The organism is Trichococcus alkaliphilus (genome assembly GCF_003008695.1).
GTDB classification, from domain to species: domain Bacteria; phylum Bacillota; class Bacilli; order Lactobacillales; family Aerococcaceae; genus Trichococcus; species Trichococcus alkaliphilus.
This window is the reverse complement of the sequence record NZ_PXZT01000007.1, coordinates 16,011-31,302: the sequence shown is the minus strand read 5'-3', so window position 1 is coordinate 31,302 and position 15,292 is coordinate 16,011. Positions and strand designations below refer to the sequence as shown.

Sequence of the window (15,292 nt, the reverse complement as noted above, 5' to 3'; positions counted from 1 at the left end):
TAAATGGATATCAACATGGCGGACACGACTTTCATGTTCCTCGCAACGGTAATGGTCCTGCTGATGACCCCAGCTTTATCTTTATTTTACGGAGGGATGGTCAGAGCAAAAAATGTTCTGAGCACAACCATGCATAGTTATGCAGCTATTGTAGTTGTGGTTATACAATGGATACTTTTAGGTTATTCCTTGTCATTCGGAGGAGACAACGCAATCATCGGCGACTTTTCATTTGCTTTTCTTAAAAATGTTGGTTTTGCCCCTGTCGATTATGCTCCGACAATCCCGCATCAGTTATTCATGATGTTTCAATTGGCTTTTGCGATCATTACACCTGCAATCATTTCCGGAAGCGTTGCGGAAAGAATGAAATTCCCGGCGTATCTGGCATTCGTATTGCTTTGGACAACCTTGGTCTATGACCCGATCGCGCATTGGGTATGGGGCAACGGCGGTTGGATCCGTGAAATGGGTGCCCTCGATTTCGCAGGCGGAACGGTCATACACGTCAGCGCCGGCATTTCAGCGCTTGTGGCTGCGATCTTTGTCGGTAAAAGAACCAACAAAGACTCTGTCCGACCGCATAACATCCCGATGACGATGATCGGTGCCGGTCTGTTGCTGTTCGGATGGTTCGGCTTCAATGCTGGCAGCGCGCTCAGCATCAACGGCATTGCAATGAATGCGTTCATCACAACGACCGTATCGGGAGCTGCTGCTGGATTCAGCTGGCTCATGTGCGAATGGGTCCTGCACAAAAGACCGACTGCTTTAGGCTTGGTCAGCGGGATCATCGCCGGACTTGGCTCCATTACGCAAAGTGCCGGTTACGTCAGTCCATTCTCAGCTCTGCTCATCGGTTTCGTCGGCGGGATACTTTGTTTCTTCGCTGTCACTGAATTGAAAAAGAGAATCGGCTATGATGATGCACTTGATGCTTTCGGCTGTCATGGTGTCGGCGGAATTTGGGGCGGAATCTCAGCAGGTATTTTCGCGACATCCTCAATCAATCCAGATATTACAGGTGGATTGGTGGACGGAAATGCTGGCCTGCTGATCGCTGAAATCATCAGCATTCTTGCGGTCACTGCGTACTCAGCCATCGTTTCCTTTGTCATCCTGAAACTTATCAGCCTCGTTATGCCGGTAAGGGCATCCGAGGAGGAAGAGGAAGACGGATTGGACTATTCCTTGCATGGAGAAACGGCTTATGGTTCGGTCAGCGCTGCAGGCCTTGCTGTTGGTGCGCATGAACCTGTTGCCATTCCGGCCACTCCAGCCATTTCTCCGAAAAAGCAGTTCGGTACAGAAATTGTTGCTATGGACGAAGCAGTTGTGGTGGAAAACCACGCGACAGCGATCCCGGGCAGCAAGGCACATAAAACGAAAAAAATGACCAAAGTAGAAATCTTGATCAATGAGAGCAAATTCGATCATTTGAAAAAAGCTTTGAACGGCATCGGCATCACCGGCATGACGGTCGTGAATGTGTTCGGGTACGGCGTGCAAAAAGGGCATACGACTTATTACCGTGGGGTGGAAACAGATGCTGATTTGCTGCCTAAAGTCCGGGTAGAAGTCGTGATCAGCAACGTGCCGCTTCAGCAAGTCATCGAAACTGCCAGAAAAGCGTTGTATACAGGAAATATCGGCGACGGCAAGATATTTGTCTATGATGTTGAAAATGTCATCCGCGTAAGCACCGGCGAAGAAGGCGCGCAAGCATTGACGTACAATGGCGATGCAGAGTTATTGCGTGCGACTTCCTGATTGAAATGAAGTATTAAGGGCTGCGAGGTTGAAAGTTTTATCTCAGGTCCATCCAAATTGAAAAGAAGCACTTGTTAGAGGTTTAATTCTAACAAGTGCTTCTTTTTCGATTTCGCAAAATAGGTGGACAAATTCCAGATACCATATCAATACCGCTTACATGACCTTTGGCGGTATAATGAAGTTAAATTTAAAAGAAGAAATCGGGACTTTCTGCCGCAGGAATAAGAGGCGGGAGAGGGATTAGGAACGAGCAGATTTGTAGGGAACAGAATCCGGGAGGTGGATTTCTTGGTTAAGAAGACAGGCAATGATGCAAACGGAATACTATTATTCAAAAAATGGTGGTTTTGGCTGATTTTTGTTGTGGCAGTCGGGATGATGGCTGTGTTCGGCGGGGGAACTGAAACGGTGGAAACAAACGCATCCGGAACAGCAGCGCAAACTGCAATAGCTAACTTTGAAGAGATGGCGGCTGCAGCAAGCATAGAACAAGCTGAGGCGGATAAGAGGGTAGAAGCGGCCGTCCAAGCGGCTGAAGAAAAGGCTAACGCTGAAGCTCAGGCTGAAGCGGAGGCCAAACTCAAAGATCCTGCAAATTACCGGACGGATATTACCTATGATCAATTGGCACAGGCACCTGATACCTATTATTCTGAAATGATTGCCATGTCCGGGCGAGTCCTCCAAGTGATGCAGGGTGAGGCTTCTTCGCAATTGCTGATGGCGGTTGATGATATGGATGGTGCTGTTATTTTTCTGGAATACCCATCGAACATCATCGAATCCGGGATTTTAGAAAATGATTTTATCAGAATTTATGGAATGGCTGCTGGAACGATAAGCTATGATTCTTCTCTTGGAGAAACCATAACGGTGCCGGCTGCCTTCGTAAATATGATGGAACTGAAATAATTTGTGTTCGAAAAAACGATACTCGCTAAGGCTTGGCAGAATCAGCCGATTCAACGAGTACGCTAATGGTTATTCAAATTTCGACGCATGGGAGATGAAATATGTTCACGCTGTACGAACCATCTGAACAGAAAGTACCGATCAAAATTTGGCTTGAGGATGCAAGCCAACTGGATAGGATTTGTCTGGAACAAGCCAAAAATCTGGCTAATTTGCCATTTGCTTACCAACACATCGCCCTCATGCCGGATGCCCACGCGGGGTACGGCATGCCCATCGGAGGCATCTTAGCTGCTGAAGGAATGATCATCCCGAATGCAGTCGGGGCCGATATCGGCTGTGGAATGACTTTTGTGCAAACCAATATTCCCGTGGATATACTTATTGCGGAAGAAACGCCCGATGGGAAATTAGCGCAAACCATCGTCAACACTATTCTGCGGAGCATTCCGAACGGCTATGAGAAGCACAAACGTAAACAAGCTAGCGAAGCTGTCCGGCAGTTTTCTTGGTATCTGGAAGAACAGGAAAAGACTGGACCAACCAAGGAACTTGCCTATGTATTGGATGAGGCCTATTTTCAAGCAGGGACGCTCGGCGGCGGGAATCACTTCATCGAATTGCAAACGGATGAAGAAGGGTTCTTGGGTGTGATGGTCCATACCGGTTCGCGGAATGTCGGGGGTGCTGTCTGTCATTATTTTGATGATAAGGCAAAGCAACTGAACAAACAGCAGCATTCGCCCGTTCCTCCGGAGTGGAATTTGGCTTACCTGCCGATGGAAAGCGACCTCGGAAAGGAATATATCCGATGGATGGAGTTTGCTATGGCGTTCGCCAAAGAAAACAGGGCAAAAATTACGGGGATCGTCATCGAAATCATTCGTCGCCTTGTTGCCGAACATGTAGATTTTACTGAGATTGAACTGTCCGAACCAATCGACTGCCACCATAATTATGCCGCTTATGAAGAACATGCAGGGAAGATGGTTTGGGTGCATCGGAAAGGGGCCATCCGGGTCAGGGAAGGTGAATGGGGAATCATCCCGGGCGCAATGGGGACGAGTTCCTATTTGGTCAAGGGGAAAGGGAATCCGGAGAGTTTTCACTCGTGCTCGCACGGGGCCGGCCGCCAGATGAGCAGGAAAGAGGCGATGGAAACGTTCAGTGTGGAGGACACGCTCCTCGATCTTGAATCGGAGGGTATTTTTCTGGGGAAGACAAGGAAACGCGACATAGGGGAAGAAGCTCGTTTTGCCTATAAAGACATCGATTTTGTCATCGCTAATGAACTGGACTTGATTGAGCCTATCCGCAAGCTGGAAACGCTGGGGGTCGTGAAAGGATAACAGTTGATCGTAAAGCAATAAAAGACCAAACCTGACAAAAAGGCCGTCTCATTCGAGGCGGCCTTTGCTGTTCTCCGGAGAAGTCGGGGTGGCCGGAGTAACCGCCCTAAACAAGTCAGTCAACTACGGCCGAGCGTTTCCCGCCGGAGCGGATGGTTAAAATACGGCTTGGACTTCTGACCAAAGGGTTGTTGACCGGAGAAAGCGGTCAAAAGCGTTAATGCTCAAATTTCCCAATAACAGCTAAGGTGGCGACCCACAAACGTTCTCTTTCATTTTCCTGAATACTGGATAAGTATTCGGATTTTGCTATCAAACGTGTTCGGTTTTACGTATTATCCAGCGGAACAATCCAAATGTTAAACTATTTTTATGTAAAAAAAGATATATAAAATTTCAAATTATCTGGATAAAGATAGTTTCAATAATAAGCGTTTGGAGGAAATGAAAAATGGCAAAAGTAGAAAGTTTTGAATTGGATCACAATCTAGTGAAGGCGCCGTATGTAAGGCCAGCAGGGGTTGAGCATAACGAGAAAGGCAGCACGGTACAAAAATATGATTTACGTTTCCTGCAGCCGAATGAAGATGCATTTCCGACAGCAGCTTTGCATACGTTGGAACATTTATTGGCAACGTACTTGCGCGATGAGATTGAAGGCATCATCGACATTTCACCGATGGGCTGCCGTACCGGATTTTACATGATCCTATGGGATGAGCATGAACCTGAAAAAGTAGCGGCATCATTGGAGAAAACTTTGCAGCGCGTTCTTGAAACTGAGGAAGTGCCGGCAGTAACCCCTGTCTCCTGCGGCAATTATAAAGATCATTCGTTATTTTCCGCGAAAGAATATGCGAAAATCGTTTTGGAGAAAGGCATCAGCCGAGACCCATTCCAACGTATAGGGATAGCTGAGTTTGCTTTACAGCAGTAAGAAATACTGAGAGAGCGAATGGGTTTTGAGGGGGATTTCGTGTGATTTCGATAGATTTGTCAGGGAAAGTGGCGCTGGTTACGGGAGGGAAAACCGGAATCGGTGAAGGAATCGTGGCGCTCTTGTTGAAGTCTGGAGCTAGCGTTGTTTCAGGCGATTTAGGGTACGAAAAGGAATTTGAGCACGTGTCTGAAAACCTGTCAGTTGCGCAGTTGGATGTAGCGGATGAGGTATCTGTCGACCGTTGGATCAATAATAGTCTGGAACACTTTTCAGGTGTTGATATCTTGGTGAATTGTGCCGGAACTTCCACGATGGATTATATTGTGGACAGCTCTGTTTCCGACTGGGAGAAAGTGATGGCTGTCAATGCAAAAGGGGTATTCCTCACTTCCAGACGAGTAGGGAAAATCATGCAACAAGCCAAAAAAGGTGGGCGTATCATTCAAATTTCTTCCCAAGCAGGCAAAAATGGCTACACGGCAATGGGTGCCTACGTAGCTTCAAAACATGCTGTCCTTGGATTAACGAAAACAATGGCTAAAGAACTGGCGAAAGACCATATTCTTGTGAATGCCATCTGTCCGGGAATCGTTGAAACGGATATGAAGCACCGCGAAAGGGTCGAAGGTGGATTAATCAGGGGCATGACGGCCGATGAGATATATGCTGAAGATTGCTCGCAAGTGCCGCTCGGGCGGACAGCACAGCCGGAAGATGTAGCCAATGTCGTTTTGTTCCTTGCGAGTCCCTTAGCCAGCTATATGACTGGCCAGGCGATCAACGTTACGGGCGGCATGACGATGAATTGAAAAGAAAAGGGGAGTTTAATTTGAACAATAAACGGAAAATTTTACTGACAGCTGCGACGCTGTTGACCGTATTGGCGGGATGCGCAAATACGGAGGGTTCCGCTACTGAAGCTTCAACGGAGGCTGCCGTTTCATCTGATTCCAAGACCATCACAATCGGGTCGCAGTCATCAGATGCGCAAATATGGGAATATATCGCGGAGTCTGAAGCCGCCCAAAAAGCAGGGCTTTCACTTGAAATAAAGGATATTGATGGAGGTCCCCAACTGAACACAGCAACCGCCGAAGAGGAAGTAGCTGTGAATGCTTTTCAATCATGGGCGTATCTGCAATCCTTTAACGAGCAGACTGGAGCAGAATTGACGGCATTTGCGACTACTTATCTCGAACCGATGGGCGTCTATTCCGAAAAATACACAACTCTTGAAGAAATTCCCGATGGCGCCGTTGTTGCTATTGCCGACAATCCTTCGAATGCCTCACGGGGTCTGTTGTTATTGCAAGCAGCCGGGTTGCTGACGCTGGAGGACGACTTTGACGCTTTGGGGACCACCGCTGATATTGTGGGAAATCCGAAAAATCTTAAATTTGTGGAAATTGATGACACCACCGGACCACGTATTTTGGCGGATGTCGATCTTGCTTTAATCAGTAATTCCGTTGCTCTCGAAGGAGGGCTGAACGTTTTGGAAAATTCATTATATTACGAGGAAGTCAGTGAGGACACCAAAAATAACATCAATATTCTGGTGACGCAAAAAGAAAATGCTGAAGATCCTGATATTTTGAAATTGGCTGAGCTGTACCACAGTCAAGAAGTACAGGATTATATCGCGGAAGAATTTGGTGGAACAAAAGTAGCCGTCCAAAAAGAAATCTCGTATTTGGAAGAATAAGAGATTTCTTTCCCTTCTTAATCATTAATCAGCTTGATAGGCTTCATCCACTTCAGCTAACATCTTGTAGACAGCTTCATAACTTTCGCATACATCGTCCGGAACTGTATAGTTATTTGAAATCTCACGTAATTTGATGAATTCCTCGTTCAAATCAGGATTTACTATGCCTGCTGCTTTTGTCTTATCGATGATGGCATTGAATATCTGATGAACCTCATGGAATTCCGGGTGATTCTTTCCGTGAACGCGTGCTACAATCGGAACGTATTGCTCCAATGTTGGGAAAATGGTTTCCTTTACTTCATTGAATGGTGAGTGTTTTGACATATGAAGTCCTTCTTTCTGAGTTTTGATAATCTAAGTGTATTACTAATGAATAAAAATAGACTTGACCTAAATCAATAAACTGAATTTTACTTCTGGAGAACATGGGAGTTATAAGTGTGAAAAATCAGAATAGCAGAATGACCAAGATCCTGAATGGAATCTTGGTCTTTTCTTATATTCAAAAGCTGCCTAATTTTTGTAATATCCTATTTTTCTGGGATAATAAGGATGACGGAAAGTTCTTTTTAAGAAGGGGAGGAATAAGCTGATGGAATCTAAAATGCCCCCTAAGGTCAATAGACAATGGTTGAATTTTGCTGTGACAACTGCGATTTTTCTGATTTTGCTGAATTTTTTCATTTTTCCTGGTGTAGAGGAAAATGTGGTAACGGAAGTGGATTACAAAACGTTCGTAATGATGCTTGAAGAAGGCAGTGTCGAGTCGGTTCTGGTGGATGAAAACCGGATAGAGTTCACGGCGCTGGACGATGATGGGAAGGAGAGTAGCTTCATTACGGGCAGAATGGAGGATCCACAGCTTACTGAACGACTGCTGCTGACTGAAGCGAAGTTTGAGAAAGAGATTGTCGAAGAAAGTTCTCCTCTTGTTGATTTTTTCCTGATCTGGATGCTGCCGTTGGCGTTATTGTATGTCTTCTGGGGCTTCATGATGCGCAGGCTGCAGGGAAGAGTCGGGGGACTCGGCGGCGGCAGCGAAATGAAATTCGGCAAAAGCAACGTCATGATTTATGCTGCATCTGAAACAGGAAAAACATTTGCGGACGTAGCCGGCCAGGACGAAGCGAAAGAAGCGCTTTGGGAAGTGATCGATTTTCTGCATAATCCCCAAAAGTACCGGGAAATCGGGGCGAAGATGCCAAAAGGGATTCTGCTTGTTGGACCTCCGGGGACCGGTAAAACGCTTCTTGCAAAAGCAGTCGCGGGAGAAGCCGGGGTTCCCTTCTTCTCTATTTCGGGATCAGAATTCATGGAGATGTTCGTCGGTGTTGGTGCAGCCAGGGTGCGGGATTTGTTCAATCAAGCGCAGGCAAAAGCCCCCTGCATCGTCTTCATCGATGAAATCGATACGATCGGCAAGAGCCGTAACCTGTCAGGGATAACTGGAAATGATGAGCGGGACCAGACGCTCAACCAGCTATTGAATGAAATGGATGGTTTCTCCTCGGAAAAAGGTGTGGTGATCCTAGCGGCAACGAATAAACCTGAAGTTCTCGACAAAGCGCTGCTGCGACCTGGACGGTTTGACCGGCGCATCCCGCTTGAGCTGCCGGATATCGCCGGGAGGCAAGCGATTCTGGAGGTTCATGTAAAATCCGTAAAAATGGATGAAGATGTCGATTTGAAGGAGATTGCCAGGGATACTCCCGGCAGCTCTGGAGCCGATCTTGCCAATCTGATAAATGAAGGCGCTTTACACGCCGTGAAGGAAGGACGCAGCAAGATTAATCAATCCGATCTGGAGTATGCGCTGGAAATCATATTGGCCGGATACCAACGGAAAAATGCGATCCTTTCGAAAGAAGACAAACTGGCAATCGCGTACCATGAAATCGGCCATGCGATTGTTGCCGCAAAACAGACCGATTCCGCACCAGTCAATAAAATCAGCATCATCCCAAGGACATCCGGAGTCCTCGGCTATACGATGCAGTCGGAAGAGACAGACCAGATTCTGATGAGCAGGGAAAAATTCCTGAATAAAATCGTCACCTACATGGGCGGTCGTTCTGCCGAGGAGGTCATTTTGAATACGGTCACGTCCGGGGCTGAAAATGACATAGAGGCAGCAACGGCTATTGCACGGGCCATGGTCACGCGCTACGGCATGAGTGAAAAATTTGACATGATGGCCCTGGAAACGATCAATAACCCCTATCTTGGCACCGATGTGACCTCACTTGTATCGAATGAAACCTCTGCAAAAATAGATGATGAGGTTTTGCGTATCATCAAATTTGCCCATGAAAAAGCCAAGGAAATCATCAAGGAAAACTTACCGAAAATGCATGAACTTGCAAAATATCTTCTCGAAAAAGAAACCATGACCGGAGAGGAATTCATGGAAATGCTGATGAAAGAAGAATGAGGGATTTCGAGGTGTTCAGGATTTAGTCTGGCAAACGCATGGCTGTGGGTCGGTGTAGATAAGGGGAACTCTCATGAAAAAGAATATTGGTTTACTTATGATGATCATTTTGGGCGTGGCTCTGCTGACTGGCTGCGGCTCATCAGAAACCGCGTCTATAGGTATGATCAAACAGAGCGGGGACTGGATATACTATACAGACACTGAAGAAGAAGCCCTTTATAAAATGAAAACTGACTGGACCGGAAAGACCAGGCTTGCTGACAATTTTGCGAGCGGCTATATGGTAATTCAGGGGGACACCATCTATTACTCAGACATGGCTGGTGGTGTCAGCAAGATTCAAACGGATGGTTCAGGAGCGGCCAACGTTGTGGATGTTGGCAAAGAAAGCTCGTTCGGTTTCGAAGTGTCGGGAGACTGGATCTACTACAGCACTAAACCGGGAAGCATCTATAAGACAAAAACGGATGGCAGCGAGAAGACCAAGATAGCTGACATCAGCTCTTTTGAGGGAGATATGAAGGTATCAGGTGACAGCATCTATTATGCGGATGGAACAAGTTTAATCAAAATGAAGACTGACGGCACTGGGGCTATCAAACTGTCAGACAACGCAGTCCTACACGCAGTAGAAGGGGACTGGATCTATTACGGCGATAAAACTGAAAATGGTGAATATGAGAACGTACACAGGCTGAAAACAGATGGTACTGAGCAAACAAAACTTGCGGAGGGTGTTTTTACGGCTATAGACGGGGACTCGCTCTATTACAGTAAAGACGGCGGTCTCTATAGGGCTAATCTGGACGGGACTGCAGCAGCAAAAATGAATAAAGTAGAAATGTGGAATATCTTAGGCATTTACGGTGAATACATTTACTACGGAGAGTATTCAGGTGCTGCATACAGGATCAACCTGGACGGCAGCAACAAGAAGCAGCTTGAATAGATATGTAGCTGCTGTAGTATGGCAGTATGGTGATTTCACAGGAATGACTCAAAAGGTAAAGAAGATTGACTGAGCGGAAAACCTATAATCACGGGTTTTCCGCTCAGTCAATATCATTGGTTGTAGGTTCGGAAATGAGGGAGAGGAAAATGCGGGATTTTTTGCAATGGATGCGAAAATCGGCTGTCACTGTGTCTGTTTCGGTAGTGTTCCTTTTCAGCCTGGTTTCACTAAATATTCTTGCTGTTGATTCGCAAAAGGAAGAGCAGGAAAATATCGTATATACTGTCAAAGCAGGCGATACCCTTTACAGAATTGCCCTCGAATACGGTGTGACCGTGCGGCAGCTTGTGGCGGTAAACGATATCGTACATCCCAGAATGATCAGGCTGGGGCAAAAAATCGTTATTCCGGTAATAGCCTCAGCTAGTGCTGATTCCTCGCAATCATTCGGGATGAAGTATACGGTTGTGCCCGGGGATACGCTCTCCGAAATCGCGCTTCGGTACGGTGTGACAGTGGACCAACTTGTAAAAAACAATCAAATCAATGATCCCAATCTGATTTACATCGGCCAGCTGCTGACGCTTCCGCTTTCCACAAGTTTTACGCAACAGGAAATCCTTTCCGCAGGCGGTGGATATGCGGTAGGGCTGAAAAAGGATGGCATGGTCGTTGCTGCAGGATGGAATGAAGCCGGGCAAGGGAATGTCGGAAGTTGGTCAGAGATTGTTTCTGTATCAGCGGGAGCCTATCACACGGTAGGCTTGAAATCGGATGGCACGGTGGTGGCAACCGGGAGTAATCTTAGCGGAGAAAGCGCCGTTGCGGATTGGAAAGATATTTTGGCGTTATCAGCCGGAATCGGCCATACGGTTGGTCTGAAGGCAGACGGAACGGTGATCGTGACCGGAAACAACGAAAATGGAGAATGCAATGTTCAGGATTGGGCAGACATCGTTGCCGTTTCTGCGGGCAATGGCTATACCCTGGGGCTGAAATCGGATGGGAAAGTCGTCGCCACGGGGAAAAATGATCGGAACCAACTTCCTGTCTCCGGATGGACGGATATAGTGGCCATTTCCGCAGGCGATTCGCACGCGGTAGGTTTGAAGGCGGACGGGACCGTCGTGTTTGCGGGAGACAACAGCTACGGTAAAGGGGATGTATCCGGATGGACGGATGTCATCGCTGTGGCAGCAGGAGCACATCATACGGTGGGCTTGAAATCGGACGGCACGGTTGTTGCAATGGGATACAATCAAGAAGGGCAATGCGAGGTATCCGGATGGGAAGAGATGATAGCCATTACCGCCGGCGGTAATACATTCGGATTGAGGAAAGATGGCACTGTCGCAGTGGCAGGCGAAAACGTTTGGAACCAGTATGATGTTTTGGGATGGACGAATATTGGGCATCATTGAATAAGGGGAAGGAGTCGCAGAAAATGAAATATACATTTTTGCCACAAACAAAAATGGGCAAAATTTCGGTAGGAGCTTTCGTCACTTTCATAGCAACTTGGACAGTATACATCGTTCTCATCTATCCTATATTCATGACGGGAACGGGTAAGCCAGCATTATCGGATATACTCCTGTTTTCTTTGTCGATAGCAGGGATTATTGCTGTTTTCGTGGGATTTGTGACGGGTGTAATTGCGCTGTTCAGAAGAAAAGACCGTTCCGTTTTGCTCATTATCGTCACCTTATTATGCTTTTTGATTAGTGGGTTCATGTTGCTGTTCATGAGTGAGGGTTTCATTTCGTAAAATAAATCAAAAGTGTTATAGCTGAATGCAAGCCGTATAAGCCCATCCACTTAATGATGTGCTTATGCGGCTTTTCTTGTTTATAAATGATGAGCTTTTCTGCGATTTATGGCATAATAAAAATCATAAGTACCAATAATAGCTTCAGGAAGATTCAGAAGGGAGCACCCATGAAAAATACGAAAATATTTGGAATGTCGTTTGCCAGCGTTTATCCGTTGTATATACAGAAGGTCGAGAAAAAGGGCCGCACCAAAGAAGAAGTCGATGAAATCATTTTCTGGCTGACCGGATATGATGAGGCAACTCTGCAGCAACAACTGGATAATAAAGTTGATTTCGAAACCTTTTTTGCACAGGCACCACAGCTGAATCCCAACGTTTCGCTTATCACAGGGGTCATTTGCGGATACCGCGTCGAAGAGATCGAAGACAAACTTATGCAGAAAATCCGTTACTTGGATAAACTCGTCGATGAGCTGGCCAAGGGGAAGACCATGGAGAAGATACTGAGGAAATAGGTTATACGTGCAAGAAAAACATAAAATAATCAAGCAAATGGAGGAAATAGAATGGAATTCAAAAACGTTACAGTAATCAAGGAAGCCAATGTGTATTTTGATGGGAAAGTTACCAGCAGAACGGTTTTGTTCGAAAGCGGAGAGAAAAAGACACTTGGCTTCATGTTGGCAGGCGAGTACGAATTCAACACCGATGCAGAGGAAATCATGGAAGTCCTGGGCGGCGATATGTCGGTCATGTTGCCGGGCGAAGCGGAATACACGCTTTACAGCAAAGGCCAAAGCTATGTCGTTCCGGCAAACTCATCCTTCAAGATGATCGTAGAGAAATACGTGGATTATTGCTGTTCATACAAAAACGACTAAATCTGAAGCGTAAGGTTTTTAATAACTGCGCAACAGTGAAATCAAACCAACTGATTTTAACAAAATAAACCAGCCCGAAAACGGAGTTCGTCTATCGAACTTTCGTTTTCGTGCTGGTTTTTTTTATAGGGAACGTATTGGATAACTGTTGTTTCGGCTATCTGTGTTTAGATATTAGACATATTCAACGATTCCGCGTTTGAGAAGTTCTTTCCTCAAAGCTTCATTTTCAGACCGCAGTCGTTTCAGATCTGCTCTCAAGACAGAATCCTGTTTACGGATTGTATTCATAATCAACATCACTAAGACGAAAATCAGCAGTATTGAGATAATAAATTGGGTTGTCAGCATTATTTGGACCCCTCTTTCCGGATTGTTTTTTTCTACATTTACAGGATATCAGGCCATTATGTAGCTCATATGAAGACGCCTAATCTCCATCAAATCTACACATTCGTTCGGTATATTTAGACTATCAATTTTTTAGTTATTTTACTTTGAGGAGGAAACAAAAATGAGCATGACTCATTACATGTCTTTACTGGCTTCGAATCAGCCTTGGAATCTGATTATATTCATGGCCATCCCTGTCATATGCGCGGAGACGCTGACGATTTCGGAATTTTTCATTATTTTTGACAGGGTTAGATCAGGTGGTCTGAGGACTTTGAACAAGGTCGTCGGAATCTTTGCCGGCTTCTATTTTACGGGTATTTTCTTCTACCTGTTGTTTAACGCGGTGATCCCGTTGACTACCACAAACGGTTGGCATACGTGGGTCGACGTTGTGGCAGTGGGCTTCTACTTGAGCGGTGTCCTGTTCCTTTTGCCGATCGCACTTATGGAAATTGGTGTCCTGTTCCGGAATAAAACCGATGAAGAGAAGATGAAAATCCACTTTATGTTGGTGGGTGGCTTCCTGGTCGTTGCCCATATTGCCATGATTTTCGGCATGGTGAATCCTGAAATCATCGATAGCATGTCTGTAATGCCGGGTATGACGAATTAGCGATTACTCTGTAAATCTAGTATATAAGCTGCTGCTGTTTCCTTGCGAACATAAATTTTTATTCCAGCAAGGTAGGAAAGCGTATAATGTAAAAATGAAGAGGAATTCCTAACAAAAATAGGAACGCCTCTTTTTTTGTTGGGAAAAGCGGCCCGTGGATTTTTCCATTTCATAAAATTTGGAGTATGATTATGTCATAGATAAAGGCTTGCTGCGCGCAATAGGAGGGGTGAACGATGACTAAACATACCCATGAACTTAGCCATCCGGAGGGTCTGGATGGCGTAAAAGGAAAAAATTTGCTCATAACCATGGCCTTGAAGTTTTTGCTGACAATTGCCGAAGTTTTGGGCGGCTGGTTTTCGGGAAGCTTGTCACTGCTTTCCGATGCACTCCACAATCTTAACGATGTATTGTCCATCGTCATCAGTTGGTTTGCCGTCAAGATGGCAGAAAAAAAACACGATAAGAAAAACACTTTCGGCTACAGACGAGCCACCATCATAGCCGCGGTCATCAATGCTACCTTGCTGATCATCATATCCCTTTTCCTTTTCCGGGAAGCTTATTTTAAATTCATTCAGCCTGAGAAAATAAATGCTCTGCTGGTCATCGTGATCTCCTCCATCGGGATTGTCCTCAATGCAGTGGCCGTATACTTGCTGCATAAGAGCTCAGGAGATGACTTGAACATGCGGGCGGTATACCTGCATTTTCTGAGCGATGCCCTTTCCTCAGCCGGGGTAATGGTCGGCGGCATTGTCATTTATTACTTAGATGCTTATTGGATCGATCCTTTGTTGACGGTGCTGATTGGTATATACATCCTCAAGGAAAGCTATGAAATATTGAAAGAGTCGATGAACATCCTGATGCAAGGAACACCAGAAACAGTGGACATCGATGAAATAGCGGAGGAGCTAGAAAAGATGGATGCGATAAAGGACATCCATCATGTCCATATTTGGGCATTGGACGAGCACACGGTCTTTTTCGAAGCCCACGTAAATCTGCAAAAAGATATTTTGGTCAGTGAACTGTCCGACGTCTATGAGAAGCTGGAACAGGTATTGAAAGGGCGCTTCGGTGTGACCCACTTGACGATCCAGTTCGAATATAATTGCTGCGATGATGTGGGCAGGGTACTCGATAAAGAATAATCAAAAACAGAATCAATGGGGAATCAGAAAGAAAGCGGTGGGGATATGACGAAAGTCGAGCAGCACAGGGAAATATGCGAAAGGCTGAATCAGCTGTATGCGGCAAAAAACAAAGACTACGGGGATAGTTTTGGTGACAGCTTCCAAGAGTATGGACTGATGATGCCGGCTGTCCGATTGGATGATAAACTGCATCGCTTCAAACAACTGATCAAGCAAGAGGCCGAGGTTAAAGACGAGAGTATTACAGACACGCTGATGGATTTGGCGAATTACGCAATCATGACGATCATTGAAATCGAGAACAAGGCAAAATATGAGTAAAGGAATCTCTTGGTGACAGACTTCCTGCTTTGTTATTTTTGCTGCCTCAACAAAAGAAGAAAGACTGACCAGG

At 45.8% G+C, this 15,292-nt stretch carries 16 protein-coding genes; 15 read left to right on the top strand and 1 reads right to left on the bottom strand.

Going from position 1 to position 15,292, the window contains the following annotated elements:
- Positions 1–3: 3 nt before the first annotated feature.
- The 6 genes from C7R73_RS13880 to C7R73_RS07365 all read left to right on the top strand — a co-directional run bounded on the left by C7R73_RS13880 (position 4) and on the right by C7R73_RS07365 (position 6,679).
- A complete protein-coding gene (locus C7R73_RS13880; protein WP_106449887.1) occupies positions 4–1,770 on the top strand; it encodes an ammonium transporter in 1,767 nt (588 codons plus the stop codon).
- Positions 1,771–2,061: 291 nt separating this feature from the next.
- Positions 2,062–2,685 carry a hypothetical protein gene (locus C7R73_RS07385; protein WP_106449886.1) on the top strand — a complete coding sequence of 208 codons (624 nt, stop codon included), beginning with the start codon at positions 2,062–2,064 and terminating at the stop codon, positions 2,683–2,685.
- A 101-nt stretch (positions 2,686–2,786) separates the two neighbouring features.
- On the top strand, positions 2,787–4,034 hold the full coding sequence (locus tag C7R73_RS07380) for an RtcB family protein (RefSeq protein ID WP_106449885.1): 1,248 nt from the start codon (positions 2,787–2,789) through the stop codon (positions 4,032–4,034).
- A gap of 451 nt (positions 4,035–4,485) precedes the next feature.
- Positions 4,486–4,971 (top strand): S-ribosylhomocysteine lyase, encoded by a 486-nt coding sequence (locus tag C7R73_RS07375; protein ID WP_106449884.1) that lies wholly within the window; start codon positions 4,486–4,488, stop codon positions 4,969–4,971.
- Between the two features lie 41 nt (positions 4,972–5,012).
- The gene (locus C7R73_RS07370) at positions 5,013–5,783 is read left to right on the top strand and encodes an SDR family NAD(P)-dependent oxidoreductase (protein WP_106449883.1); all 771 of its coding nucleotides are present in this window, start codon (positions 5,013–5,015) and stop codon (positions 5,781–5,783) included.
- A gap of 20 nt (positions 5,784–5,803) precedes the next feature.
- Positions 5,804–6,679 (top strand): MetQ/NlpA family ABC transporter substrate-binding protein, encoded by an 876-nt coding sequence (locus tag C7R73_RS07365; RefSeq protein WP_106449882.1) that lies wholly within the window; start codon positions 5,804–5,806, stop codon positions 6,677–6,679.
- A 24-nt stretch (positions 6,680–6,703) separates the two neighbouring features.
- Here C7R73_RS07365 and C7R73_RS07360 read toward each other — a convergent pair whose 3' ends face one another.
- Positions 6,704–7,009, bottom strand: coding sequence for an iron-sulfur cluster repair di-iron protein, ric (locus C7R73_RS07360; RefSeq protein ID WP_106449881.1), 306 nt, complete (start codon positions 7,007–7,009; stop codon positions 6,704–6,706).
- Positions 7,010–7,277: 268 nt separating this feature from the next.
- Here C7R73_RS07360 and ftsH point away from each other — a divergent pair, with 268 nt between their 5' ends.
- From ftsH to C7R73_RS07315, 9 genes are all read left to right on the top strand, one after another.
- Entirely contained in the window at positions 7,278–9,116 is a 1,839-nt protein-coding gene (gene ftsH, locus C7R73_RS07355) for an ATP-dependent zinc metalloprotease FtsH (RefSeq protein ID WP_106449880.1), read from the top strand.
- A 73-nt stretch (positions 9,117–9,189) separates the two neighbouring features.
- A complete protein-coding gene (locus C7R73_RS07350; protein ID WP_106449879.1) occupies positions 9,190–10,068 on the top strand; it encodes a DUF5050 domain-containing protein in 879 nt (292 codons plus the stop codon).
- A gap of 149 nt (positions 10,069–10,217) precedes the next feature.
- Entirely contained in the window at positions 10,218–11,492 is a 1,275-nt protein-coding gene (locus tag C7R73_RS07345) for a LysM peptidoglycan-binding domain-containing protein (protein WP_161525895.1), read from the top strand.
- A 23-nt stretch (positions 11,493–11,515) separates the two neighbouring features.
- Entirely contained in the window at positions 11,516–11,839 is a 324-nt protein-coding gene (locus C7R73_RS07340) for a hypothetical protein (protein WP_106449877.1), read from the top strand.
- 170 nt (positions 11,840–12,009) lie between these two features.
- The gene (locus C7R73_RS07335; protein ID WP_106449876.1) at positions 12,010–12,360 is read left to right on the top strand and encodes a DUF2200 domain-containing protein; all 351 of its coding nucleotides are present in this window, start codon (positions 12,010–12,012) and stop codon (positions 12,358–12,360) included.
- A gap of 51 nt (positions 12,361–12,411) precedes the next feature.
- On the top strand, positions 12,412–12,726 hold the full coding sequence (ppnP, locus tag C7R73_RS07330) for a pyrimidine/purine nucleoside phosphorylase (RefSeq protein ID WP_068562294.1): 315 nt from the start codon (positions 12,412–12,414) through the stop codon (positions 12,724–12,726).
- A 514-nt stretch (positions 12,727–13,240) separates the two neighbouring features.
- Entirely contained in the window at positions 13,241–13,735 is a 495-nt protein-coding gene (locus C7R73_RS07325) for a DUF6803 family protein (RefSeq protein WP_106449875.1), read from the top strand.
- A 236-nt stretch (positions 13,736–13,971) separates the two neighbouring features.
- On the top strand, positions 13,972–14,895 hold the full coding sequence (locus C7R73_RS07320) for a cation diffusion facilitator family transporter (RefSeq protein ID WP_106449874.1): 924 nt from the start codon (positions 13,972–13,974) through the stop codon (positions 14,893–14,895).
- A gap of 15 nt (positions 14,896–14,910) precedes the next feature.
- Positions 14,911–15,219, top strand: coding sequence for a nucleotide modification associated domain-containing protein (locus tag C7R73_RS07315; protein WP_239992594.1), 309 nt, complete (start codon positions 14,911–14,913; stop codon positions 15,217–15,219).
- The last annotated feature ends 73 nt before the right edge of the window (positions 15,220–15,292 follow it).